Raw genomic sequence first — 26,520 nt, 5'->3', positions numbered from 1 at the left:
TAAGTAAAACATTCTGAAAATGGCAACGAAAAAAAGAAAAGTAGCTGACGCGAAGGTGGACAAGAACAAGTCTTACAGCCTGAAAGAAGCGTCTGCCCTTGTAAAAGATATCAACTGCACGAAATTCGACTCTTCTGTCGATCTGCATATCCGTCTGGGCGTAGACCCGAAGAAAGCCGACCAGGCGATCCGTGGTTCCGTTACGCTTCCTCACGGTACTGGTAAAACCAAGAAAGTGCTGGTACTTTGCACGCCCGACAAAGAGGCTGCTGCGAAAGAAGCCGGTGCTGACTTCGTAGGTCTGGATGATTTCATCGCGCAGATCGAAGCTGGCTGGACCGATGTAGACGTTATCATTGCGACGCCCGCAACGATGCCGAAGATCGGTAAGCTGGGTAAGATCCTGGGCCCCCGTAACCTGATGCCGAACCCGAAGACCGGTACTGTTACCAACGACGTGGCAGCAGCGGTTACCGAGGTGAAAGGTGGTAAAATTACCTTTAAGGTAGACAAAGCTGGTATCATCCACGCGTCTATCGGCCGTGTATCCTTCGCTCCCGAGAAGATCGAGCAGAACAGCCAGGAGCTGATCAACGCGATCATCAAGCTGAAGCCTTCCACCGCCAAAGGTACTTACCTGAAAGGTCTGAGCATGGCAGCGACCATGAGCCCGGGCATCGTAATCGACACTAAATCTGTTCAAAACTAATTGACGGCCGTTGGTGCCGGAGCCGAAAGGCAGTGAAGGCAGTAAGCAGTCAATGTTAAACATTAAGCAATGAACAAAGACCAAAAGAATGAAGTGATTGAGGTGCTGAAAAGCAAGTTCTCTCAGTACAGCAACTTCTATATTACCAATACCGAGTCACTGACGGTAGCGCAGGTGAACCACCTGAGAAGGGTTTGTTTCGACAAGAACGTGGAAATGAAAGTGGCGAAGAACACCCTGATCAAAAAGGCACTGGAAAGCCTGGACAACGAGAAATATGCAGGTATCTACGAAGCACTGAACGGTGTTACGGCCCTGATGTTCTCCGACAGCCCGAAAGAGCCTGCTGTGATCATCAGCACCTTCCGCAAGGCGAACGCGAAACTGGAAAAACCCGTTCTGAAAGCTGCATTCGTGGCTGACGAAATCTACCTGGGCGACAACCAGCTGGCGAACCTGACGAAGATCAAGACCAAGAACGAGCTCATCGGCGAAGTTATCGGTCTGCTGCAATCTCCTGCAAAGCGCGTAATCGCTGCCCTGCTCGAGAAAGGCAAGAAAGAAGGTGGAGAAGCCGCTGCAGAAGTAGCCGCACCCGCCGCCGAGTAATCGGTTACAACTTTGGCTTCCAAGTCACAATATATTCTAATTCAACATTTTAAAACAACACAAAAAATATCATACAATGGCAGACGTAAAAGCATTAGCTGAACAATTAGTAGGTCTTACTGTTAAGGAAGTACAGGAACTGGCAGACGTTCTGAAGAACGAATACGGTATCGAACCTGCTGCTGCTGCAGTTGTTGTAGCTGCTGGCGACGGTCCTGCTGCTGCTGCTGAAGAAAAAACTGCTTTCAACGTAGTTCTGAAATCTGCAGGTGCCAGCAAACTGAACGTAGTTAAGGTTGTAAAAGACCTGACTGGCCTCGGTCTGAAAGAAGCCAAAGAACTGGTTGACGGTGCTCCGAAATCAGTGAAAGAAGGCGTTAGCAAGGCTGAAGCAGAAGATCTGAAAGCGAAGCTGACTGAAGCAGGCGCTGACGTAGAAATTCAGTAATTCTTTGCATAATATACATTCTTTTTAAGGTCAAAAAGTGCTCCGGTACTTTTTGGCCTTATTCCCTTTGGGAACGTATCTTTTCCTGATGGTCCGGCAAACGGGAAATTACCGGCCGTGATGGTTGAGTTACAATAATTTGGATGTTTTTGGCAAAGAATCGTTAATTTCCCTTATTCAATACAAGTCATATTAACTGCTAACTTCGAATATGTCTCTAAAAAAGCCCAAACTAACGAAAGAGTAAATTTTGGAAAGATCAAACAAGTTGCTGAGACACCGGATCTGTTGGCTATCCAAATCCAATCTTTCAAGGATTTCTTCCAATTAGAAACCACACCAGACAAGCGTAACAACGAAGGCCTTTTTAAAGTATTCAAGGAAAACTTCCCGATCACGGATACCAGAAATATCTTCAATCTGGAGTTCCTGGACTATTTCGTAGACCCTCCGCGTTATACCATCGAAGAATGTATTGAGCGGGGTTTGACGTATTCCGTTCCGCTGAAAGCGAAACTCCGCCTCAGCTGTAACGATGAGGAACACGTTGATTTCCAAACTATTGTGCAGGATGTGTTCCTTGGGAACATCCCCTACATGACCCCCAGAGGTACTTTCGTTATCAACGGCGCTGAGCGTGTAGTTGTATCCCAGCTTCACCGTTCGCCCGGTGTGTTCTTTGGACAGTCCGTGCATCCGAACGGCACCAAGATCTACTCTGCAAGGGTGATCCCCTTCAAAGGTGCCTGGATGGAGTTTGCGACAGACATCAACAACGTGATGTACGCTTACATCGACCGTAAGAAGAAGTTCCCGGTTACTACCCTGTTAAGGGCGATCGGCTATGAAACGGACAAGGACATCCTGGAGCTGTTCGGCATGGCTGACGAAGTAAAAGCAGACCGTAAGAACCTCGAGAAATATGCCGGCAAAAAGCTGGCTGCCCGCGTTTTACGCAGCTGGGTGGAAGATTTCGTGGATGAAGACACGGGCGAGGTGGTGAGCATCGAAAGGAACGAGATCGTGCTCGAGCGCGATTCCATCCTCGACGAAAACAACATCGAACTGATCACCGATATGGGCGTTAAATCCGTATTCGTGCAGAAGGAAGAAGTGAGCGGCGACTTTGCCATCATCTACAATACCCTCAACAAAGACACCTCCAACTCCGAGCTGGAAGCCGTTCAGCACATCTACCGCCAACTGCGCGGTGCCGATGCGCCGGATGACGAAACAGCAAGGGGCATTATCGATAAATTATTCTTCTCCGACAAGCGTTATGATCTGGGCGACGTAGGCCGCTACAAGATCAACCGCAAACTCGGCCTGTCCACACCGCTCGATATGAAGGTGCTGACCAAGGCAGACATCATTTCGATCATTAAATACCTCGTGCAGCTGACCAACGGCAAGGCGGAGATCGACGATATCGATCACCTGTCCAACCGTCGCGTACGCACCGTAGGCGAGCAATTGTACGCGCAGTTCGGCGTAGGCCTGGCGCGTATGGCCCGTACCATCCGCGAGCGTATGAACGTTCGTGACAACGAGGTGTTTACACCGGTAGACCTGATCAACGCGAGGACGCTGTCTTCCGTGATCAACTCCTTCTTCGGTACCAGCCAGCTTTCGCAGTTCCTGGACCAGACGAACCCGCTGTCTGAGATCACGCACAAGCGTCGTATCTCCGCGCTCGGGCCCGGCGGTCTGAGCCGTGAGCGCGCAGGCTTCGAGGTGCGTGACGTACACTATAGCCACTACGGCCGTCTTTGCACCATCGAGACCCCTGAAGGTCCGAACATCGGTCTGATCTCCACCCTGTGCGTACACGCCATGGTGAACGAGATGGGCTTCATCGAAACGCCGTACCGCAAGGTGAAAGACGGTAAAGTAGATATGAACAAGATCGAGTACCTGAGCGCAGAAGAAGAAGACTCCGTTAAAATCGCACAGGCGAACGCCCCGCTCGACGAGAAAGGCGCGTTTACCGGTGATAAAGTTAAATCCCGCGAGACGGGCGATTTCCCCATCCTGGACCCGCAGGAAGTAGAGTTCATGGACGTGGCTCCGAACCAGATCGTTGGTTTGAGCGCCTCCCTGATCCCGTTCCTCGAGCATGATGACGCCAACCGTGCGCTCATGGGCTCGAACATGCAACGCCAGGCTGTTCCGCTGATCGCTCCGCAGGTCCCCATCGTGGGTACCGGCCTCGAGGGCAAGGCAGCGCGCGACTCCCGTCTGCAGATCACTTCGAAAGGCAAGGGCGTTGTGGAATTCGTTGACGCCAACGAGATCCATGTACGTTACGAGCGCGACGAAATGCAGAAACTGGTGAGCTTCGAAGACGACCTGATCGTTTATCAACTGACCAAATTCGTAAAAACCAACCAGAGCACCTGTATCAACCTTCGCCCTGCCGTTAAGAAAGGCCAGAAGGTGGAAGAAGGGGACTTCCTCACGGAAGGTTACGCAACCCGCGCCGGCGAGCTGGCACTGGGCCGCAACCTGAAAGTGGCGTTCATGCCCTGGAAAGGTTACAACTTCGAGGATGCTATCGTAATCTCCGAGCGCGTAGCCAAGGAAGACTGGTTTACCTCCATCCATATCGACGAGTATGAGCTGGAAGTGCGCGACACCAAGCTGGGTGAAGAAGAACTGACGCCGGATATCCCGAACGTGAGCGAAGAAGCTACGAAGGACCTGGACCAGAACGGTATCATCCGCGTGGGCGCTCACATCAAAGAAGGCGACATCCTCATCGGCAAGATCACTCCCCGCGGCGAAAGCGATCCTTCTCCGGAAGAAAAACTGCTCCGCGCGATCTTCGGCGACAAGGCTTCGGACGCGAAAGACGCATCCCTGAAAGCGCCCCCGTCTACCGAAGGTGTGGTGATCGACAAAAAACTGTTCTCCCGTGCGAAGAAGGATAAAAACTCCAAAACACGCGAGAAAGCAGCCCTCGAAAAACTGGAGAAAATCCACCAGAAAAACGAGGAAGATCTGCTGGAAGTACTGATGGGCAAACTGCTGACCCTGCTGAAGGAAAAAACTTCCGCGGGCATCACCAACACCTACGGCGAAGTGCTGATTTCCAAAGGCTCCAAGTTCTCCGCGAAGAACCTGGCGAACGTGGATTTCCAGAACGTGAACCCCCTGGGCTGGACGACCGATCAGGATACCAACGACCAGATCAATACCCTGCTCCACAACTACAACATCAAGTACAACGAGGAACTGGGCCGTTATAAACGCGAGAAATTCAATATCTCCATCGGGGACGAACTGCCTGCAGGCGTACTGAAACTGGCGAAGGTTTACCTGGCCAGCAAACGTAAGCTGAAAGTGGGTGATAAGATGGCGGGCCGCCACGGTAACAAGGGTATCGTAGCCAAGATCGTGCGTGACGAAGACATGCCGTTCCTGGAAGACGGAACTCCTGTGGATATCGTACTGAACCCGCTGGGTGTACCTTCCCGTATGAACCTTGGCCAGATCTACGAAACCGTACTCGGTTGGGCTGGTCAGAAACTGGGCCTGCGTTTCGCGACGCCGATCTTCGACGGTGCGAGTACCGAAGAAATCGCGGAATACATTTCCGAAGCGAAACTGCCGAGCTTCGGCCACACGTACCTGTACGATGGCGAAACCGGCGAGCGCTTCCACCAGAAAGCAACGGTAGGTATCATCTACATGCTGAAACTGAGCCACATGGTGGACGACAAGATGCACGCCCGTTCGATCGGACCCTACTCCCTCATTACGCAGCAGCCGTTGGGTGGTAAAGCCCAGTTCGGTGGCCAGCGTTTCGGTGAGATGGAGGTGTGGGCCCTGGAAGCGTACGGTGCTGCCAACATCCTGCAGGAACTGCTCACCATCAAGTCTGACGACATCGTGGGCCGCGCGAAAGCTTACGAATCGATCGTTAAGGGCGACAACATACCGAAAGCCGGTGTGCCCGAGTCCTTCAACGTATTGATCCATGAGCTGAGAGGCCTGGGTCTCGACCTGAAATTCGACTGATAACTGTATTAAAGGAGAGGCCTGGACGGTTGACAAACCGCCCGGGCCTCCTTCCGATACCGTCGTAGCAGAATGCAGGAGTAATAGCGTGAATGTTCAAGAGAAAAGGAAAGGAAACCTGACCAACCGGCTTCACGCAAGACAATGAGTTTTCTTTAAACAACATACAATGGCCATCAAGAAAGAAAATCGTCCCAAATCAAATTTTAACAGCATTACCATCAGCCTCGCTTCGCCGGACACGATCCTGGAGCGTTCTTATGGAGAGGTGCTGAAACCCGAAACCATCAACTACCGGACTTACAAGCCGGAGCGCGATGGTTTGTTCTGCGAAAGGATCTTCGGTCCTGTAAAGGATTACGAGTGCTATTGCGGAAAGTATAAGCGTATCCGTTATAAAGGCATTGTGTGCGACCGCTGTGGTGTGGAAGTGACCGAGAAGAAAGTGCGTCGTGAAAGAATGGGCCACATCCGCCTGGTAGTGCCCGTTGTTCATATCTGGTATTTCAAATCTTTACCCAATAAAATCGGTTACCTGCTCGGCATGAGCTCCAAGAAACTGGAAACCATCGTTTATTACGAACGTTATGTGGTGATCCAGTCTGGCGTGAAGCAAGAGAAAGGCCTCAACTATGCAGATCTGCTGACAGAAGAAGAGTACCTGGACATCCTGGATACCCTTCCGAAAGACAACCAGCTGCTGCCCGACGAGGACCCGAATAAATTCATCGCGAAAATGGGTGCCGAAGCGGTGGAAATGATGCTGGCCCGGATCGATCTGGACGGCCTTTCCTACCAACTCCGCAACCAGGCTGCCACGGAAACTTCCCAGCAGCGTAAAGCAGAGGCCCTCAAACGCCTCAGCGTGGTGGAAGCCTTCCGCGATGCCAATGGCCGTGTAGACAACCGCCCGGAATGGATGGTGATGCAATACATCCCCGTTGTTCCGCCGGAACTGCGCCCGCTCGTTCCCCTGGACGGTGGCCGTTTCGCGTCTTCCGACCTGAACGACCTTTATCGCCGCGTGATCATCCGTAACAACCGTCTGAAGCGTCTCATCGAGATCAAGGCGCCCGAGGTGATCCTGCGTAACGAAAAGCGTATGCTCCAGGAAGCGGTAGACTCCCTGTTCGATAACAGCCGTAAATCCAACGCCGTGAAAGCGGAAGGCGGACGCGCGCTGAAGTCGCTCTCCGACGTACTGAAAGGCAAGCAAGGCCGTTTCCGTCAGAACCTCCTCGGTAAACGTGTGGACTACTCCGGTCGTTCCGTTATCGTGGTAGGCCCTGAACTGAAACTGCATGAGTGCGGCCTTCCGAAAGATATGGCTGCGGAACTGTTCAAACCGTTCATTATCCGTAAGCTCATCGAAAGAGGCATCGTAAAAACCGTAAAATCAGCTAAAAAGCTGGTTGACCGGAAGGAAGCGGTGGTTTGGGACATCCTGGAAAACGTATTGAAAGGTCACCCTGTGATGCTCAACCGTGCTCCGACCCTTCACCGCCTGTCTATCCAGGCATTCCAACCGAAACTGGTGGAAGGTAAAGCGATCCAGCTGCACCCGCTCGTGTGTTCCGCGTTCAACGCCGACTTCGACGGTGACCAGATGGCGGTACACGTGCCCCTGAGCAACGCCGCGATCCTGGAAGCACAGCTGCTGATGCTGTCTTCGCACAACATCCTCAACCCGCAGAACGGTACGCCGATCACCCTGCCTTCTCAGGACATGGTACTCGGTCTGTACTACATTTCGAAGGGTAAGAAAACCACCGCTACCGAAATCGTGAAAGGAGAGGGCATGGCCTTCTACTCCGCGGAAGAAGTGATCATCGCGCATAACGAGGGCCGTGTAGACCTGCACGCGCACATCCGTGTGAAAGCGGACGTACGCAAGGAAGACGGTACCCTGGAGCGCAAGCTGATCGAAACTACGGTGGGCCGTGTGATTTTCAACGTATACGTTCCGAAGGAAGCAGGTTTCGTAAACGCCCTGCTGACGAAGAAATCGCTGCGTGAGATCATCGGTGATATCATTAAAGCGACCGACATTCCGAAAACCGCGAAATTCCTGGACGACATCAAGCAATTGGGTTTCCGTACGGCATTCCGTGGTGGTCTGTCCTTCAATATCAACGACCTTATCATCCCCGATGCCAAGCAGCTCATGATCGACGGTGCTGCCGGCGAGGTGGACGAAGTGTGGGATAACTACAACATGGGTCTTATCACGAACAACGAGCGTTACAACCAGATCATCGACATCTGGAGCCGTGTGGACACGAAAGTGACCGAAACGCTGATCCGCGAACTGGCAACCGATAAACAGGGCTTCAACTCTGTATATATGATGCTGGATTCCGGCGCCCGTGGTTCCAAACAGCAGATCAAACAGCTGGCCGGCCTGAGAGGTCTGATGGCGAAACCGCGTAAATCCGGTTCTTCCGGTTCCGAGATCATCGAGAACCCGATCCTCTCCAACTTCAAGGACGGCCTGAACGTATTGGAATACTTCATCTCCACGCACGGTGCCCGTAAGGGTCTTGCGGATACGGCACTGAAAACGGCGGATGCGGGTTACCTGACCCGCCGTCTGGTAGACGTTGCGCAGGACGTGGTAATCACCGAAGAAGATTGCGGCACCCTCCGTGGTATCGCTACTTCTGCGCTGAAAGACAATGAAGAAGTAGTAGAACCGCTGTACGACCGTATCCTCGGCCGTACGTCGCTCCACGACGTATTCAACCCCGCCAACGACGAAGAGCTCTTCGTTGCAGCAGGTGAGCAGATCACGGAAGAGATCGCCCGGAAGATCGAGGAAAGCACGATCGAAACGGTGGAAATCCGTTCCGTGCTGACCTGCGAAAGCAAACGCGGCGTGTGCGTAAGATGCTATGGCAAGAACCTGGCGACCGGTTACACGGCGCAGCGTGGCGACGCCGTGGGCATCATCGCTGCACAGTCTATCGGTGAGCCTGGTACACAGCTGACACTGCGTACGTTCCACGTAGGTGGTGTGGCCGGTTCCGCATCGGTAGAATCTACCCTGGCTGCGAAATTCGACGGTACCGTACAGTTCGACGGCCTCCGCACCACTACCTTCGAAAACAACGAAGGCGAGAAACTGCAGGTGGTAATCGGTCGTACGGGTGAATTGAGGATCATGGACGTGAAGAACGACCGCTTGCTCATCACCAACAACATCCCTTACGGTTCTACCCTGAACGTGAAAGATGGCCAGAAAGTGGTGAAAGGCGACGTGATCTGCACATGGGACCCCTTCAACGCCGTTATCGTATCCGAAATCGCCGGTAAGGTTCGTTTCGACAGCATCATCGAGGGTATTACCTTCCGTGAAGAAGCTGACGAACAGACCGGTCACCGCGAGAAAGTGGTTATCGAAACGAAAGACAAGAACAAGATCCCGTCTCTCCTGGTAGACGGTAATAAGGAAGTAAAATCCTACAACTTGCCGGTTGGCTCCCACATCATCGTGGAAGAGGGCGTATCCGTTAAATCTGGCCAGGTGATCGTGAAGATCCCCCGCGTGATCGGCAAGCTCCGCGACATCACCGGTGGTCTGCCCCGTGTTACCGAGCTTTTCGAAGCGCGTAACCCGAGCAATCCGGCCATCGTATCCGAGATCGACGGTGTAGTAGCATTCGGTAATATCAAGCGCGGTAACCGTGAGATCATCATCGAAAGCCGCGAAAGCCATGTGAAAAAGTACCTCGTTCCGCTGACCCGCCACATCCTGGTTCAGGACGGCGACTTCGTGAAAGCAGGTACCGCACTGTCTGACGGTTCCATCACTCCGGCCGATATCCTCTCCATCAAAGGTCCGTTCGCCGTACAGGAATACCTGGTGAACGAGATCCAGGAGGTATACCGCCTGCAGGGTGTGAAGATCAACGACAAACACATCGAGGTGATCGTACGCCAGATGATGCGCAAGGTAACCATCGAAGATCCGGGAGATACCCGCTTCCTCGAAGGCGATACTACCGACAAATTCGAATTCTTTGAAGAGAACGATCAGATCTTCGACAAGAAAGTGGTAACCGAAGCCGGTGAATCCGCTAACATGAAGGCTGGTCAGATCGTTACGCTCCGCCAGGTACGTGAAGAAAACTCCGTACTGCGCCGCTCCGACAAGAAACTGGTGGAATACCGTGATGCGGAAACGGCTACTTCCAGCCCGCTCCTCCTCGGTATCACCAAGGCTTCTCTGGGTACGCACAGCTGGATCTCCGCAGCGTCCTTCCAGGAAACGACCAAGGTACTGTCTTCCGCAGCCATCAACGGCAAGACCGACGACATGCTTGGTCTGAAGGAGAACGTTATCACCGGTCACCTGATCCCGGCTGGTACAGGTCTGAGAGAATTCGAGAACATGATCGTAGGTTCGAAAGAAGAATACGACATCCTCGCATCTTCGAAAGAAGTGTTCCAGTTCGACGAAGAAGAATAGATCTTGTATCCGATCATATTCCAAGGCCGCCCCGCGAGGGGCGGCCTTTTTTTGTTTTCCGGGGGAAGGATGGGATTGTGACGTTGGAAGGAAGGATGATCGTTTGGCTTCGGGTTGGGACGGCCATTTTTGTTTTGCGGTAGAGGATGGGATTGTGACGTTGGAAGGTGGGGATGATCGTTTGGCCCCGGTAAGGGTGGCCATTTTTGTTTTCCGGTGGAAGAGGGGATTGTGAGGTTTGAAGGGAGGATGATCGTTTGGCCCCGGGTTGGGACGGCCTTTTTGTTTTCCGGAGAAGGAAGGGATTGTGAAGTTAGAAGGTAGGGGATGATTGTGTGGCCCCCGATCGGGGCAGCTTTTTTTGTTTTCCGGGAACATATTAAGTTCTCATTAAAATCTCCCGCGAGGCCTTTGATTTATCCGTTCGCCACCGTATTTTGTAAGCTTATGTAACTGATTTGAAAGCAGAACATAATAATCCGTAAGTTGACGAAATATTAAACAAGCATAGAAAACACATTACCATGCGTCTACGTTATCGATTCATGATTCCGGCATTACTGGCCGCAGCAGCGGTGAACGGGCAGGCACCCGCATTCCATCTGGACAATTATACCATTCCGAAAGGCAAGTCCGGCGCGGTGATCGGACAGGTGTTCACGCCGCAGGGGCCTGCATCGGGCGTGAAAGTTGCGGAAGACACTTCCGGGCTTTTCATGATCGGGAAAAAAGGTGAAGTGCGGTTAAAGAAGAAGAAAAGCATCGGCGAATCATCTGCCGTACAATATGCGGTAACCCTGGAACTGGGTGGCCAGCAGGAATCGTTCATTTTCGTGAAGGACGATTTCGCGCGGAACAAGATCGTTGCGCACCGCGGTGCCTGGAAACATACAGAAGGCAGCCAGAATTCCATTACATCGCTGCGCGAAGCGTCGCGCCTGGGCTGTGAAGGCTCCGAGTTCGACGTATGGCTGTCGAAAGACGGCATCCCGGTACTGTCCCACGACCCCCATATCGGCGGTAAAGTCGTGGAAGAGACGAACATCGCGGACCTCGTTTCCATCGACCTCAAAAACGGCGATAAAGTGCCCACATTCGAGCAATACCTCGAAGAAGGCAAAAAGCAGAACATCACCCGCCTCGTGCTGGAGCTGAAGCCTTCGAAAACCGGTCGTGGCGAAGAACTGGCCCAAAAATGCTACGACCTCATCCGCCAGCACAAATCGCAGGCCTGGATGCTGTATATCAGCTTCGATTACAATATCTGCAAAAAGATCGTGGCGCTCGATCCCCACGCCAAGGTGGCCTATCTCAACGGCGACAAATCGCCCGCGGAACTGAAGGCCGACGGGATCTGGGGCTTCGATTACAACTGGAAGACCATCGACAAGGACATGACCATCTTCCAGCAAGCCAAAAAGAACAACGTGACCGTCAACATCTGGACCGTCAACGACCCGGCGCAAATGGAGACGTATCTCAAGGCCGGGGCCGATTTCCTGACGACGGACGAGCCGGAAATCGCACTGGAAAAGTCAAAAAAATAATGATAAAAAAGGGGGACGATGTCCCCCTTTTTCGTTTTTCAGAGGAGAATCGACCTCAAACCCTTGCCGAACCTATCTTTCCACTATTTTGTTTTTAACGTTTTTTTATATCCCAAAAATCTTATTTTAGCCGCCGCAACAATCTAATTATATCCAAGCGTATTAAAATCTATCGATCAACATGCACACCCGTCAACTTATTGTGAAAAATGGTTTATTCCTGATGGCGATCGCCGGCGTATTTGCAGCCTGTCAGCAAAACAATGGTAAATCTGCCCCCAAAGCCGGTGCTGATTCTTCCGTTCAGGCGGCTGGCGGCGCGCAAAGGCTTGCCTATGTAGATATTGATTCGCTGGAAGCTCACTACGTTTATTTCAAGGACAAAAAAGCGGAGCTGGACCGTAAGAAAGAAGCCGCGCAGAACGACATTGCCGGTCGTGAGCGTGCATTGCAGAACGAATTGCAGGTACTTCAGCAAAGGGCCCCTTCCATGACGCAGGCAGAAGGCCAGGCGGCGGAAGCCAGCCTCCAGCGCAAGGCCCAGCAGCACGAGCAGAACCGCCAGAGCCTCATCGCACAGTTGCAAACCCAGGAAGCGCAGTTCTCCGAAGATCTGCAGAAGCGGCTGGAAGAAACGATCAAGACCGTAAACGGCAACCGTTACGCATTCATTTTCTCTTACCGCGCAGGTGCTTCCAACATCCTGTACAAAGATGAAGCGTACGACATTACAGCAGAAGTGATCAAGGCGCTCAATGATGCGACTCCGAGCAAATAATTAAACGATTTCTACGTTTGATCCCGGTGTAACAACCGGGATTTTCTTTTATCAACCATTTTATCAACCTCTATGTCCAACCAGACACACTCCTTCAAGCCCACGCTGAGCCTTGTGGACGCTACGATGATCGTGGCGGGGTCCATGATCGGTTCCGGCATCTTTATCGTTTCTGCCGAAGTGGCCCGCTCCATGGGCTCTTCGGGCTGGATGATGGCCATGTGGGTGCTGGCCGGGGTCGTAACCCTGATCGCAGCCCTCAGTTACGGCGAATTGTCGGGTATGTTCCCCAAAGCCGGCGGCCAGTACGTTTACCTCCGTGAAGCCTACAATCCATTCATCGCTTTCCTTTTCGGGTGGACGCAGTTCGGCGTCATCCAGACCGGGACCATCGCAGCCGTAGCCATGGCGTTTGCCAAATACCTCGGCTATCTGGCCCCGGGGCTGGGAGAAACCAACGTTTTGCTTAAAATACCCCTGGGCAGTTGGGCGTTTTCCGTCAACATGGCCCAAATTATCGCCATCCTTTCCATCGTACTGCTGACCTGGATCAATACCAAAGGGGTGAAAAACGGGAAGATCATCCAGACCGTATTCACTTTCACCAAGTTGTTCTCCCTGTTCGGGCTGATCGTTTTCGGCCTGATGATCGGCGCCAAGGCCGAAATCTGGAACGCCAACTGGGAAAACGCCTGGCAAACGGCCAACCTGAAGATGGTAGACGGCCAGCTGGTGACCACGGCGCTCGGTGGCATGGCCTTCCTGGGCGCTATCGCCGTTTCCATGAAAGGGACGCTGTTTTCCAGCGACGCGTGGAACAACGTGACGTTCATTGCCGGGGAGATCAAGAGCCCGGAGAAGAATATCGGCCGCGCCCTGTTCCTGGGAACTTTCATCGTGACCATCATCTACGTTTCCGCCAACCTCATGTACCTCGCCGTGCTGCCCTTTAACGAGATCGCGTTTGCGCCGCAGGAAAGGGTAGGGGTAGCCGCCGCGGAGCGGATTTTCGGCCCCGGAGTAGGCGCTATGGCCATTGCGGTGATGATCATCATCTCCACGTTCGGCTGCAATAACGGTTTGATCCTTTCCGGCGCCCGGATTTACTATACCATGGCCAAAGACGGGCTTTTCTTCCGCAAGGCGGGCGAGCTCAACCAATACGACGTTCCCGGCACGGGCCTGTGGATCCAGTGCCTGTGGGCTTCGCTGCTCTGCCTCAGCGGCAAGTACGGCGATCTGCTCACCATGGTGATTTTCGGCGTGCTGCTGTTTTATGTGATCACGATCATCGGGATTTTCGTGCTGCGGAGGACCCGCCCGGAGATCCCCCGGAGCCACAAAGCCTTCGGATATCCGGTGTTGCCGGCGCTTTACGTGCTGGTAGCCCTTTCGCTGGCCGTTCTGCTGCTCATTTACGAACCGGAGTACGCCGTGCCCGGATTGGGCATCATCCTGCTCGGCATTCCGCTGTATTACGCCGCCAGGAAAGAAATGAAATAAGTCTTTCGAAATATCCGGAAAGCCGTGCAGACACCCGTTCTGCGCGGCTTTTTCGTATAGGAAGGCGTTAGTAAACAATCATTTGAATGTGGTAACACAGATTTTTCATCACTGCAAGAATAATACAGGCGTTCGACGTAATTTAGTACCAGATGTCCAGGAAATGCCAATTTAGCTTAGACCGCATAACGACCCAGTACCCCCAGATCGCATTCTCCTGAAAACATATGTATTAACCAGAAAGGCACGGAAAATCTCCACTTACCGGGTTTTCCTATCAATAATATCTGACTATTGTTGCCGGCCGTGTTGCGGGCGTCTCCAACATGCCGGCACCATATGGTCAGCGGATGGTTTCGTTGTCTGAAAATAACTCGAAGCCCTCTTTAGAGAACCATTGAAAGCCTACACAATTGCATTCTCGAACATTCACATGATTTTATGCCCGGCACACTGTTTCCACAGCGTGCTTTTTTATTTACATTTGCTGCATGTTTACCGCACTTTGCATCGAAATTTTTGACCAGAGTATCCGCGATTACCATGTGGCCAACGATATCCACCAGGCGATCCGGAACCCTTATGAAAACACCTCCGTAGAACACCTGCTGTACGCCAAAAACTGGATCGACACCGTGCAATGGCACCTGGAAGACGTGATCCGCGACCCGGCCATCGACCCCGTGAACGCCCTCAGCATGAAACGCTGGATCGATAAATCGAACCAGGAACGGACAGACATGGTAGAATATATCGACAGTTTTTTCCTCGAAAAATATAAAGACGTGATACCCGTGCCGGATGCGACGATCAACACCGAAAGCCCCGCCTGGGCCATCGACCGGCTGTCTATCCTCGCGCTGAAAATTTATCACATGCGGGAAGAGGCAACTCGGCCCGATGCTACCGAAGAGCACCGCCAGGCCTGCGCCCGCAAGCTGGAAGTGTTACTGGAACAGCAGCGCGACCTGTCTACCGCCATCGAAGCCCTGCTGGAAGATATTTCCAAAGGCCGCAAGTACATGAAAGTGTACAAGCAGATGAAAATGTACAACGATCCTTCGCTCAACCCCGTTCTGTATGGGCAAAAATCCGGGCAATAAGCCCACGACGCTGCTGGCCCTGCGCCTGAGCGCCATGGGCGACGTGGCCATGACCATTCCCGTTATGAAACAGGTGCTGGATGCTTATCCGGACCTTACCATCGTTTTCGTCACCAATAAGAACTGGGGAGCCCTGTGCCAGGGCATCCCGCGGCTCATATTCGTGCCGGCCGATGTAAAAGGCGAGCACAAAGGTGTAAACGGACTTTTCCGCCTGTTCCGTTCCATCCGTGCCCAATTCCCCGGCATTCGCGCCATGGCAGACCTTCACCAGGTTTTGCGCAGCCAGATACTCCGTTCCTTTTTCCGGATGACAGCCGTAAAAATAGCCGTGATCGACAAGGGAAGGGCGGGGAAGAAGGCGCTGACGCGGAAGGACGATAAAATCCTCCAGCCGCTGACTTCTACCCTCGACCGCTACCGCGCCGTATTCGCGGAACTGGGGTACCCGGTAAATGCAGACGCGCCCGGCACATTGCCGCGCCGGCCTTCCGCCAAACAGCGGATCGGCATCGCGCCGTTCGCCACTTACCGCGAAAAAACGTATCCCATCGAAAAGATGGAAATGGCCATCCGCACGCTCCGCGGGAAAACGGACGCAGACATCCTGCTGTTCGGCGGCGGTAAGGAAGAAACCGCGAAACTGGAAGCCCTGGCAAAGCGCGTCCCGGGTGTGGAAGTGATGGCAGGGAAACATTCCCTCGAGGAGGAATTGCGCGTAATCAGCAGTCTTACCGTGATGGTGAGCATGGATTCTGCCAACATGCACCTGGCATCGCTGTACGGCGTGCCGGTGGTGTCTGTATGGGGCGCTACGCATCCATTTGCGGGGTTCATGGGCTTCGGGCAGCAGGAAGAGAACGCGGTGCAGCTGGACCTGTATTGCCGGCCATGCTCAGTGTTTGGCAGCAAGCCCTGTTTCCGTGGAGACCATGCGTGTATGGAAGAGCTGGCACCGGAAAGGATCGTGGCGGCGGTGATGCGGTTGTTGTAGCGTGAAAGCCTTGGCAGGAGGGCGTTTCAGTAAAAAAATGAGAAAATTCCGAACATTTTTTTTGCAGAAATAAAAAAATTGATACTTTTGCAATCCCAACGAACGGTGCTCGAAAGTATAGCCAGGTGCGAATCCTGGTTGAACGATGAGCTAAGTTGGGAAAGATAGTTTGGCCTATAGTATAATGGTAGTACGACAGATTTTGGTTCTGTTTGTCTAGGTTCGAATCCTGGTAGGCCAACAAAGAAAAAGCCGCTTTACGAAGCGGCTTTTTCGTTTTTACACCCATCCCCCGATCCGCCACCATCCTGCTTTCTATGCGTTTTTGCACCGGCAGGTCTTGAATCATGAAAAATTTCAATTATCGGATCATCCCATCCATCCCTAACAAAAATCTACGCCATCCGGATTATTTTCTCCGGTGAAGCCGGGATTGCATAAAGTTGTGCTATCATTGCATAACATTGTAATGTGTCGAAAGCATGGACCTGCCATCCTGAAACGGCATCAACTGAATCTTCTGCCCCAAATCCAATTCAACAGCATAACCGTTTTTTCCAGCCTGTATTCCAGTTAATTTTACGTTTTCAATCCTATAAGCCATGGCAAAAAGCAAAAAAGCAGCATCCGCCAAAGCCAGCCCTAAAAAAAGTGCAAAGGCCAAATCCATCCCCGGGAAAGCGCCCGTCTCCAGGTCGGTACCCGCAGCGGCGCCGGCGGGAAATTTGAGCACCGAAGCATTGGTTGCCGTTAAGTCGGCCGTTTCGCAAAACGTGTCCATCGATTTTACTTTTACAGGTGGCATCGGCCAGGCTACGGCTATCCTGTTCCGCAATGGCGTGCTCATCAACATGCAAAGCATCAGCGAAACCGGCATCATCGTTTTTTCGGATGTGCAGTCGGGCGATGTGGTCACCATCAACGGCGTTTGCACGGGCACCGCTACCGTCAAACTCAGCACGCCCACCATTCCCGCAAATCCGAAAAACTTCCCGACAGGCCTCATGATGGCCAACTTCTTGATCAAATAACCGCTGAATACTTCATATGAAAACGCAACGCGCCGGTCTCGTCCTTTTGCTGATGCTATGCTTATCCGCACAACTCATGGCCCAGCAAAAATCGCCCAACCCCATATTCACGGCCGATTCGCTGGCTTCCGGGAATTATAAGGACGTGCTGAACAGTTTCTTCCAGCTCGGGTTGGAACGATTGACCAGCCCCGACAAGGAAATCCGTTTCAAAGGCACGCCCTTCGCCGTGATGGCCAAACTGGACACTACGCTCCTGGTCGATAAAAACTACCGAAATTACACCACTCTCAGGAACCTCAACTATGCCGTGGGACTTCGGTTAGACAGTTCTTTCCGGTTCAATGGGTTTACATCCGGCATCACTTTCGCCATCGTCAACAAGCGCGACGAAACCGTCAGCAAAGCATTTCTGAAAACAGTGGAAAACAACGAACGGGTACAGCAGCTATATGCCGCCAACACCGCCGCTGGAAAGGAGATCAGCAAAATTCAGGACATGAATGTGAAAGGTGCGTTACTGCTGGAACTGGATGCATTCGTCAACCAGGGAACACCTTTCAAATCACTGAGCCCCGAACTGAAGGAAATTATTTTGAAAGCGGCAGACGAGCCGCTCCGCCAGGAACTCAACGAAAAAGGCGATTACAATTTCACCGATACGGCCAAAGCGATTTACAGCCAACTGAAGGAAGACCTCCAGAAGAAAGTGCTATGGACCGTTGGCGTAACGGACACTACCTACAAAGATCAATTCGTGTTTTCCAACCTGGTGCTGCATACCCAATTCCTCAAAGGCCTCACGCAATCGCCGGAAACGACGCACGACTGGGAGCTGGACATCAAATCCGGCCTTCAGTTCGTAGACGATACGCTCAAGTCGGGCAGAGACCTCAAGCGCATGCTGTTTAACCTGGAAACGGGGATGAACGTGGTTTTTAAAGCAAAAACGACCAAGCGGAGTTACCTGGAGATCAAGTTCTCGGGATCTTATTACCGCAATTTCGCGCAGCTGTACGCGGAGGAGGAGCGCGATCGCCTCTCGCTCAATGCCACGGTGCGCCTCCGGGTGTTCCCGGAAGTGTGGGTGCCGCTGGAGTTCAGGTATGATCCGGAAAACGGGAATTTCCTCGGGTTCATCAACATCCGCGCAAACTTCACGGCGCTGGGGAATATTGCGAAGCAGCTTTGAATGGATGTTTAAGAAAAACACTCATGCTTTCGGGACAAGAAAAGTATTGGTGGATTGCATCCATCGCTGCCGGCCGTTTGACGAAGTTTCATACGTTTCTTCCCGCTCAAACTTGATGGTAAGATGATCCAGCCGCATGGCTTGAATAATTGCGGTTGCCATTTGCCGTGCGATCACCCAATCGGGATGGGAATCCAGTTGCCGGTCGTCCCAGAAGTCGGGGAAATCTTCTCTGGAGCGAGCGATCTGGGGCAGCTGCTATTTCTTAATAGCTCAATGCGATCTCTTGTGTCCAGAAGTTGCGGAATCGGGCGATGCCGGTCTCTTTCAGCGTGGGATTCATCATTGCCATGCAGTGTGTTTTGCTGCCCATCCATCCGTCAACAACCGACTTTTCCGTCAAAATGCCCAGTGCGATGTTTTCCGCGTAGCATTTCCAGTTATATCCCATTTTCCGGATGCGGTCTCCGCCGTTACTTCCGTTCCGCCCGATATGGCTCATGTACACGCTGTCGTTCATCTCCTTGCTATGTAACCAGGAAGCCCTTTCCAACCGGATGTTCCAGTAGAGGGGAGGAGCCGGTGCCATGTATATATCGCCGCAATTGCAGCCTTTGCTGCGATAGGCATTGATCAGGCGGAGCATGTTGGCACTGTCTACCCGCTGGGTCATCGTGAAGCTCGTGTCTTTGAATGCGAAAGGCATTGTGGCTTTCCCGTTTTCGGGCAAAATCCATTCTTCCAGGGGTTCTTTGGTGCAGGCACAAAGGAGGAGCAGGCCTGCAGTGCAGGCAAGTATTGAATTTTTCATATGGAATTTTTGGTTGTGCGAAGGGCGCACAGGTAGCGCTTGGCCGGATGGGAACGGCCGTGGATCTACATGGCAAGCGCAGGCCTGGCTGCCGCAAGCAGCAGGTTCAGTAATTCGGTGAAAAGAAAGGCTTGTGGGAGAAAGACTGTCGGAGAAGTTATGAGAGCCCAGTGCGGGCGGGTCATCTGATCAATAATGCTATGCTCACATTTCGATACAAATGTAGCTGGCCGGCATGTTGGTTTCAATGACCATCGTCATCAAAATCGATGATCGTGGAAAAGGTGGGGATGCATTCTGCCGCCTTCATCCGACATGTCAACGGAAATTGATTGCCAAACTGGCCGCAGTTGCGGAGTTTCGTGCCAGATTACCCCAAACCCCATCCATCGGAAATCATCAATTACAAGCATATGAAGCACCTCATTTGGGTACTTTTCCTGGCATCCGGATTCGTTGCCTGCAAGAAGTCAGGCTCACCGGGCGGACAGCCCGATCCGCAGCCCCAGCCGCAACCACAGCAACCGATTGTTCGTCCGCACGGAACGCCCGTCGGCACCTCGATCAAAAAGACGGTCGGGGCGGCAGGCGGCACCATCGTCGCTACAGGTGGGCGGATCACGGTGGATATTCCTGCCGGCGCATTGGTTGCCAATACGGAGCTCACGTTGCAGGAAGTGACGAACACGCTGCCGGGGAGCCCCGGTAAATCGTTCCGCCTCCAACCGGAAGGCATCAAATTCGCCAAGCCCATCACGCTGACCATTCCATATACCGACGCGCTGCTGGCGGATTCCATTCACCCAGACGCGCTGTTCCTCGCATACCAGGACAAAGCCGGCGGATGGCGGTTCATGGCGAAATCGCGGGTAGATAAAGCCAGTAAAACGGTGAAGGTGGAAACCGACCATTTCTCCGACTGGGCACTGTATGCGCTGTTCTGGCTGCATGCCGACCTCGATTATCTCAGCATCGGGAAAACTACCGAGTTGCAGGTGCTCTCGATGATGAACGAGCCCGGCCGCCCCATCGGTGAACATCCGGAAATCGCGATCACCGCGGCGAAAGTGCTGGAAAATCCCAACAACGTGAAAAACTGGAAAGTTGCCGGAGAAGCAGGCGGGACGCTGGAGCCCCGCGGACTGAAAGCCCTCTTCAAAGCCCCGGAAACCCTGCAGTTCGATAATATCGCCAGCGTTTCCGTGGAAATCCATGACTGGGTGCCGCCGGAGCTGCGGCCCGGCAGATCGAACCCCGTGCTGACGCTTGTGCAAGACATCACGATCGACGATGGAACGTATTGGCTTTCCACCTACAACAATGTGCTGTCGGAAGGGATTCCCCTGCGCAATAACGTAATGATCCACGAAGGTGATATGATCATCAACGGAATTATCGACGATGTAGAACCGGTAGACGGCTATACGCTGGAGGTTTTCGGGAAAGGATATTCGGCCGGCTCCCATCCCTACTACAGCATGGACCATGACATTGAGGAGACCGGAAAGGTACTGGGGATGAAACTGCCCCAGAACGCGGCTACCTATCACGTCGAATGTCCGCCGGACGGGCTGAAATGGATACCTTCCCCGGGATCGGTGAATATCACGGAAGTGACGACGGTGTTTGGCCGGAAATATGTGAGGGGAACGGCAACGGGGTCGGTATGGCGCGATGCCGGTGGTTGCGAGGCCATCCGCGTCGGGAATTTCTCTATCGAGTTCAAAGTGGCGAACCGGTATAATTTCAGTGATTTCGGCGCCCTGCAACCGATGATGGCCAAAATGATGATGGCATCGATGTCGCGGAAGCGAAAATGATTTTTTAGGTGATATAGTGGAGGTCCGGCTGCTGCGGCGCCGGACTTTTTTATTTGTTTGAAAGCTAGTGCAGGTGCAGTTTTCCGGAATTGTCGAAATAATACTGAACGGCGGTGGTGCTTTGGAGGTTTTCGAGGAAAGTGCCTACCGGTTTGTGTTGATTGAGGAGGCCGGTAAACGTTTGTGCGGCGATATTCTGATCGTCGAATACAGTTTCAAGGTTGTAAGCTCTTTGAAGGATGGCGGCAATTTCTGTGAGTGGGATTTGCTCAAAATAGTATTTTCCGTCGCGCCATGCGGCTATTTCCGGGACGTCGAATAATCGGGTGTTGAGGGTGCCGTTGTGCAGAAATGCCTGTTGTCCCGGGCGGAGGGTGAGTTGTTTGCCCATTGATGCGGCTTTCACGGCGCCATTTACAAGGGAGAGCTCGGCAGCGCCGGATTCGTAGGCTTTCAGGTTGAAGGTAGTTCCCAGCACGGTTACCTCCATACTATCTGTTTCTACGATAAAGATTTTCGAGGGATCGGGCGCAATTACCATCCAGGCTTCTCCCTGGAGGCGTACGCGGCGCTCGGTGGGGGGAAGGTGCCGGGGAACTGAAGGCTAGTTGCACTGTTTAGCCAAATTTTGCTGCCGTCGGGCAGTATGACGCGGTAAGTGAGGCCGGGGGGAACGGAGAGGCGGTTCCAACCAGCGGCGTCGTCTGCAGTGGTGATGTTGAGCGTTTGTGCGCTGGTGGTTGCCTGCCAGCCGGATAGGGTGGCGGATGAAGGGTGGGAAAGGTTCACCGTTTGGCCGGATGCGGTAGATAGTACAACGCCCCCGGGCAAAGGTGCTTCATTTTTACGGGCGATTTCCCGGTTCCGGAATACCGGTGTTGCAACCCACCACACAAGGCCCGACACCATCGCAGCTGCGGCCGCGGCGAGCACGAAGCGCAGGGTACGCGGGGCACGCCGGCGAGGCAATTTCGGCTCGTTCAACCTTTCGAAATGATTGGCGATATCGGATGGGGCGAATGTTCTGCAAAGCTCCATCCACCGGGCTTTTACGGCCGGATCGGTAGCAATGAGGCGGTCAAGTTCTTCCGCTTCCCCGGGAGTAAGTTCCCCGGAAAGCCGCATCGTCATTAACGTGAATAGATGTTCTCCTTTCGTCATCTTCATGAATACAGATTTTTCCCTGACATGGAGTAAGTTCAATGTAAATGCCTGAGCAGCGTGCGGAGGTTCTTCAACGCCAGCTGCATCTGCTTCTTAACGGTCTTTTCGCTGATATTCATTTCCACCGCAATTTCCCGCCGGCTCTTATCGTGCTGGTATGCGGAACGGAACACCGATCCCTGCCGGGGCGGGAGCTGCTCAATGGCATCCTCTAGCGAGCGCCCCAGTTCCCGCGACTCCAGCCGGTTTTCTGGCGCCTGGTAGTCGTCCAACAACCCGGTGAGCATGGCCAGCCGGCGACGGCGTGTATCGTTTACGGCCATGCGGTTCAGGCAGCGGTTGCGGATGCTGATGAACAGGTAATTCCGGATAGCATCGCGACTGGTGGCGGGAATGCGGAGAACCAGCCGTTGCTCCCAACAGTCGATGAAAAACTCCTGTACCAGCTCTTCCGCCTCCTGTTCGTGTTGCAGAATGGCGGTGGCGGCGATCAGCAGCCATTTGCGGTAATAGTGGTAAAATGTCTCATAGTCGCCGGTTCCCTGCTGTACATGCAACAACAGGGCCACCTCGTTGCAAACGTCGGCCATACGGTTTGGATGGTATTGCGGCTAAAAATGTTGGAGCGTATGGATAATAAATGTAGGTATAATTTACGTTGCAGATGTACTCAAACTTGTTTGTTAAAATTTATGGGAGGGTTGCTTACTCCTTCGCCTGAAATTTCCGGTATTAAAGGTTATATACGCAATTCCCGTTACCATTCAAAGCAGTCAGACTCCTTTCTCCTTAGCTGGGCGAATTTCAATCAGAACCGAATTGACATGAAACTATTCTACTGTTTTGTATGCGCATGGCTTCTTTCACCCGCCGCGCAGGGAGCCGGTTCCAGGCAGGCCGACGCGGTGTTGACGCTGAACGCCGTAAAAATGCCGTTACGGGAAATATTCCGGGAGATCCACCGGCAAACAGGGCTCCGCGTGATGTATGCCGACCGGCTCGTCAATGATGCCGAAACGTGGACGGTCCGTTTTCACCAGTCAAAATTACCGGATGTATTTGCCGAATTGTTTAAAGGGAAGCCGGTGGAATGGGATTTTCGCGACGAGGTGATCATCCTTCGCCCGAAAGCCGCTGCGCTTATGGGGCCAACGGAAGATACGCTGCTCGTAGCCCGCGGGAAAGTTACCGATGCAGAAGGGCAGGCCCTGGCCGGCGCCACGGTACAGGTAAAACATTCGGTGCGTGGCGGCACTACGGATAGCGACGGCCGGTTCATTGTGGCCGGTGTGCCCCGCGGCGCGGTGCTGGTGGTGAGTTTTACGGGATACGTTTCGCAGGAATGGCCCCTCCGCAACAGCGAAACGTTGCTCCTGGCCTTAAAACGCGACGTCACAAAAATCCGGGAAGTGGAAGTTTTTTCCTCCGGCTACCAGGATGTTCCGAAAGAAAGGGCCACTGGTGCGTTCGAGTTTGTGAACAACGAACAGTTAAACAGGAAACTCGGGCCCGATGTGCTCAACCGGATAGAAGGCCTTTCATCCAGCATCCTGTTCGACCGCAACAGCTTAACTCCCGGCAAAACCCCGCTCCAGCCCGCAAATCTCCGCCTGCGCGGCCTGAGCACACTCACTTCATCGATCGAAGGACCGTTGATAGTGCTGGATAATTTCCCATACGAAGGGAATCTTCAATCCATCAACCCCAACGACATCGAAAATATTTCCATCCTCCGAGATGCGGCCGCAGCCGCCATCTGGGGTGCCAAAGCGGCCAACGGCGTTATCGTCATCACCACCAAAAAAGGACGCTTCAACCAGCCGCTGGAGGTATCGCTGAATATTAATGTAAATGCGCAGCTCAAACCCGATCTGTTCAAATACCCCGTTATGCCGGCTTCAGACTTCATCGGGGTAGAAGCGATGTTACACGGGAAAGGTTTTTATAATGCCGCGCTCCGCCGCAACCGCGCCATATCGCAGGCCGTGGAGATTTTTGAACTCCGGAAACAGGGGAAAATATCGGCTGCAGACTCCGCATCCAGGCTGGATGCGCTCCGGCAGCAAGACCTCCGCCACGACCTCGAACGGTATGTGTACCGGACCGCCGTTGCCAGTCAATACGCCGTGAATGTAAGCGGCGGCAGTGACCGCATCCGGTACGCAATGTCGGGAAGTTTTGATATGACACCCTCTTTTTTGCGCGGGATTTCGCAACGCAGGATTTCGTTGAGCAGTGAGAACCAACTGAAGATCAACCGTTTTTTGTCGTGGCAGCTCGGTATGCGCTATTCGGAATTGAATGCGGAGAGCAACGATGGCGGACAGCTCGGAACGCTCGCATTCGTTCCCTACACAAAGCTGGCGGATGAATACGGGAACCCGTTATCCTATTCCAAAGATTACCGGGAAGGCTATACAGACACTGCCGGCGGTGGAAAATTACTCGACTGGAAGTACCGGTATCTGCAAGACCTCCGCAACGCGAACGATGTGAATTCCGAAAAGGAATTGATGCTGAATACGGGATTTCGCGGAACAATTACCAGGCACCTGACGGCTGAAATCCAATACCAGTACATCTCCGGAAACGGGAACCAAGTTTCGCTGGAAAGCCTGGAAATATATTCGGTAAGAAACCAGATCAACCTGTTCACGAACCTCAATGCGACTACCGCCGAAGAACAGCATCCCATGCCCATCGGCGGGCGGCGCACCGGTATGGTTTCGCGATGGCGGTCGCACATGGGAAGGGCGCAGTTGAATTACCAGCAATTATTCAGTAGCCTTCACCAGGTAAACGTGATTGCCGGCGGAGAAATCAGGGAACGCAGCCAGGACGCAGAAGCTTCCCTGGCATATGGATATGATGAAAACACCCGGACCTCCGTTCCCGTCAACTATACATCGAGCTTCCCCAACTATGGCAATCGCGGGCTCAGGAAAATCCCGACGCTGAATACTCCCTTCACCGGTGTATTGAACCGGTTCGTATCATATTTTGCCAACGCTTCTTACGTGTACGATAACCGGTATGTATTTACGGCAAGCGGCAGGAGAGACGCGGCCAATCTCTTCGGTGTGGCTACCAACGATCAATGGAAGCCTTTCTGGTCGGCCGGGGTATCGTGGAACATAACGGAAGAAAACTTCTGGAACATCCACAAGGTCGAACAACTCCGGTTGCGCACGAATTACGGATTCCAGGGGAACGTGAATAATACCCTTTCACCCATGACCATTACGCAGATCGTGGACCCGGTAGACCCGAGGTTCGGTCCGCAGCAATACCTGATCCTCAGTCCCGCCAACCGCGACCTCAGCTGGGAACGGCAGCGGCAGTTCAACATCGGCCTCGATGGCGGATTGTGGAAGGGAAGGCTCAATTTCTCCTTCGATTACTTCACCAAGCGGTCGGTAGACCTTATCTACCCGGTTTCACTCGATCCTTCCACCGGCATCCCTACCGCGCGGATGAACGCGGCTTCCCTGAAAGCCCATGGGCTGGAAGTGCTGCTTAATTCCGTTAACCTGAAGGGGCCGCTCAGATGGGCCACCGAATGGCGTTTAGGAACGATAAAGAACAAGGTGCTGGAATTAGACAGGAACTTCACGCCGGAGTCTATTGCCAGTAATCTGGCGGGCATAACACCTTTGCAGCTGGCGGCGAAAGGTCGGGACCCATTTGCATTGTATTCCTTTCCCTTTGTGGGGCTGGATGGGGAAACCGGCGACCCGATCGGATTGTTGAACGGCAAACCGTCGAATGATTATTATGCCATATTGAACCAGCATGCAGACTCCGCCCGGCTGATCGATCGCGGTTCGTTCCTGCCCCGCGTCTTTGGCAGCCTGAACAATATTTTCACCTGGAAAAGCATCACGCTGATCGTGGGGCTGCAATACCGTTTCCGGTATTCCAATCTGCGCAAATCGATCAGTTATTCCGGCCTGTTTTCCGCCAATGCCGCGCATCCCGATTTTACAAAACGCTGGCAGCAGCCGGGAGACGAGCGCCATACAACAGTTCCATCCATGGTTTATCCGGCAAATCCGGACCGGGATAATTTCTATGCCTTGTCAGACGCAAATGTTTTCAAGGCCGACAACATCCGGCTGCAGCAAATCCGCCTGGAATACAGCGTTCCGCTGCAACGCCTCACCCGGAACACAATCAAAAACGCATCGGTGTACGCTTCCGGCGAAAATCTCGGGTTTGTCTGGCGCGCCAATCGTGAAAAACTGGACCCGGACGTGCAGTTCGGCAACAATGCATACCCGACGCCCGTCCGCATCGGTGGCGGTATCAAGGTAGATTTTTAAA

19 protein-coding genes and 1 tRNA gene are annotated in these 26,520 nt (G+C 53.1%); 15 read left to right on the top strand and 5 right to left on the bottom strand.

From position 1 onward, the window contains the following. Positions 1 to 19: 19 nt before the first annotated feature. From rplA to WJU22_RS25895, 11 genes are all read left to right on the top strand, one after another. The gene (gene rplA / locus WJU22_RS25945; RefSeq protein WP_341841070.1) at positions 20 to 709 is read left to right on the top strand and encodes a 50S ribosomal protein L1; all 690 of its coding nucleotides are present in this window, start codon (positions 20 to 22) and stop codon (positions 707 to 709) included. A gap of 69 nt (positions 710 to 778) precedes the next feature. Next, positions 779 to 1,318, top strand: a complete 540-nt coding sequence (rplJ, locus tag WJU22_RS25940; RefSeq protein WP_341841069.1) for a 50S ribosomal protein L10 — start codon at positions 779 to 781, stop codon at positions 1,316 to 1,318. Positions 1,319 to 1,394: 76 nt separating this feature from the next. Next, positions 1,395 to 1,766, top strand: coding sequence for a 50S ribosomal protein L7/L12 (gene rplL / locus WJU22_RS25935; RefSeq protein ID WP_109698344.1), 372 nt, complete (start codon positions 1,395 to 1,397; stop codon positions 1,764 to 1,766). A 189-nt stretch (positions 1,767 to 1,955) separates the two neighbouring features. Next, positions 1,956 to 5,786: a DNA-directed RNA polymerase subunit beta gene (rpoB, locus tag WJU22_RS25930; RefSeq protein WP_425165461.1), complete on the top strand. Its 3,831-nt coding sequence runs from the start codon at positions 1,956 to 1,958 to the stop codon at positions 5,784 to 5,786. A 169-nt stretch (positions 5,787 to 5,955) separates the two neighbouring features. Continuing rightward, positions 5,956 to 10,254: a DNA-directed RNA polymerase subunit beta' gene (rpoC, locus tag WJU22_RS25925; RefSeq protein ID WP_341841067.1), complete on the top strand. Its 4,299-nt coding sequence runs from the start codon at positions 5,956 to 5,958 to the stop codon at positions 10,252 to 10,254. Between the two features lie 524 nt (positions 10,255 to 10,778). Next, entirely contained in the window at positions 10,779 to 11,801 is a 1,023-nt protein-coding gene (locus tag WJU22_RS25920) for a glycerophosphodiester phosphodiesterase (RefSeq protein WP_341841066.1), read from the top strand. A 181-nt stretch (positions 11,802 to 11,982) separates the two neighbouring features. Continuing rightward, positions 11,983 to 12,579 carry an OmpH family outer membrane protein gene (locus WJU22_RS25915; RefSeq protein WP_341841065.1) on the top strand — a complete coding sequence of 199 codons (597 nt, stop codon included), beginning with the start codon at positions 11,983 to 11,985 and terminating at the stop codon, positions 12,577 to 12,579. A 72-nt stretch (positions 12,580 to 12,651) separates the two neighbouring features. Next, a complete protein-coding gene (locus WJU22_RS25910; RefSeq protein WP_341841064.1) occupies positions 12,652 to 14,082 on the top strand; it encodes an APC family permease in 1,431 nt (476 codons plus the stop codon). A gap of 491 nt (positions 14,083 to 14,573) precedes the next feature. Further along, positions 14,574 to 15,185, top strand: a complete 612-nt coding sequence (locus WJU22_RS25905; RefSeq protein ID WP_341841063.1) for a DUF4254 domain-containing protein — start codon at positions 14,574 to 14,576, stop codon at positions 15,183 to 15,185. After that, entirely contained in the window at positions 15,163 to 16,179 is a 1,017-nt protein-coding gene (locus WJU22_RS25900; RefSeq protein WP_341841062.1) for a glycosyltransferase family 9 protein, read from the top strand. Before WJU22_RS25905 ends, WJU22_RS25900 begins: the two co-directional genes overlap by 23 nt. 170 nt (positions 16,180 to 16,349) lie before the next feature. Beyond that, positions 16,350 to 16,420: transfer RNA gene (locus WJU22_RS25895), tRNA-Gln, on the top strand. A gap of 210 nt (positions 16,421 to 16,630) precedes the next feature. Here WJU22_RS25895 and WJU22_RS25890 read toward each other — a convergent pair. After that, entirely contained in the window at positions 16,631 to 16,960 is a 330-nt protein-coding gene (locus WJU22_RS25890; protein WP_341841061.1) for a hypothetical protein, read from the bottom strand. Between WJU22_RS25890 and WJU22_RS25885 the strand changes: the two genes are divergently transcribed. Further along, entirely contained in the window at positions 16,953 to 17,210 is a 258-nt protein-coding gene (locus WJU22_RS25885) for a hypothetical protein (RefSeq protein WP_341841060.1), read from the top strand. The two genes, WJU22_RS25890 and WJU22_RS25885, sit on opposite strands and share 8 nt — an antisense overlap. Positions 17,211 to 17,226: 16 nt before the next feature. Then, positions 17,227 to 18,402, top strand: coding sequence for a hypothetical protein (locus tag WJU22_RS25880; RefSeq protein WP_341841059.1), 1,176 nt, complete (start codon positions 17,227 to 17,229; stop codon positions 18,400 to 18,402). A 265-nt stretch (positions 18,403 to 18,667) separates the two neighbouring features. Here the strand turns inward: WJU22_RS25880 and WJU22_RS25875 are convergent, their stop codons facing one another. Further along, positions 18,668 to 19,213, bottom strand: a complete 546-nt coding sequence (locus WJU22_RS25875; RefSeq protein WP_341841058.1) for a CAP domain-containing protein — start codon at positions 19,211 to 19,213, stop codon at positions 18,668 to 18,670. A gap of 413 nt (positions 19,214 to 19,626) precedes the next feature. Here WJU22_RS25875 and WJU22_RS25870 point away from each other — a divergent pair, with 413 nt between their 5' ends. Continuing rightward, the gene (locus WJU22_RS25870) at positions 19,627 to 21,033 is read left to right on the top strand and encodes a hypothetical protein (protein WP_341841057.1); all 1,407 of its coding nucleotides are present in this window, start codon (positions 19,627 to 19,629) and stop codon (positions 21,031 to 21,033) included. 64 nt (positions 21,034 to 21,097) lie between these two features. Here WJU22_RS25870 and WJU22_RS25865 read toward each other — a convergent pair whose 3' ends face one another. Genes WJU22_RS25865 through WJU22_RS25855 form a run of 3 tightly spaced genes read right to left on the bottom strand, consistent with a single transcriptional unit; the run spans position 21,098 to position 22,787 of the window. Then, positions 21,098 to 21,574 (bottom strand): FecR family protein, encoded by a 477-nt coding sequence (locus WJU22_RS25865; RefSeq protein ID WP_341841056.1) that lies wholly within the window; start codon positions 21,572 to 21,574, stop codon positions 21,098 to 21,100. Further along, positions 21,568 to 22,200, bottom strand: a complete 633-nt coding sequence (locus WJU22_RS25860; protein WP_341841055.1) for a hypothetical protein — start codon at positions 22,198 to 22,200, stop codon at positions 21,568 to 21,570. The genes WJU22_RS25865 and WJU22_RS25860 overlap by 7 nt, the downstream gene beginning before the upstream one ends. Positions 22,201 to 22,232: 32 nt before the next feature. Beyond that, positions 22,233 to 22,787, bottom strand: a complete 555-nt coding sequence (locus tag WJU22_RS25855; RefSeq protein WP_341841054.1) for an RNA polymerase sigma-70 factor — start codon at positions 22,785 to 22,787, stop codon at positions 22,233 to 22,235. A gap of 234 nt (positions 22,788 to 23,021) precedes the next feature. On the opposite strand from WJU22_RS25855, the gene WJU22_RS25850 reads away from it, so the two are divergent. Beyond that, positions 23,022 to 26,519, top strand: a complete 3,498-nt coding sequence (locus WJU22_RS25850) for a SusC/RagA family TonB-linked outer membrane protein (RefSeq protein ID WP_341841053.1) — start codon at positions 23,022 to 23,024, stop codon at positions 26,517 to 26,519. Position 26,520 lies beyond the last annotated feature (1 nt).

Origin of the sequence: Chitinophaga caseinilytica (genome assembly GCF_038396765.1) — a bacterium.
In the GTDB taxonomy this organism is placed as follows: domain Bacteria; phylum Bacteroidota; class Bacteroidia; order Chitinophagales; family Chitinophagaceae; genus Chitinophaga; species Chitinophaga caseinilytica.
This window is presented reverse-complemented; position numbering and strand designations above follow the sequence as displayed.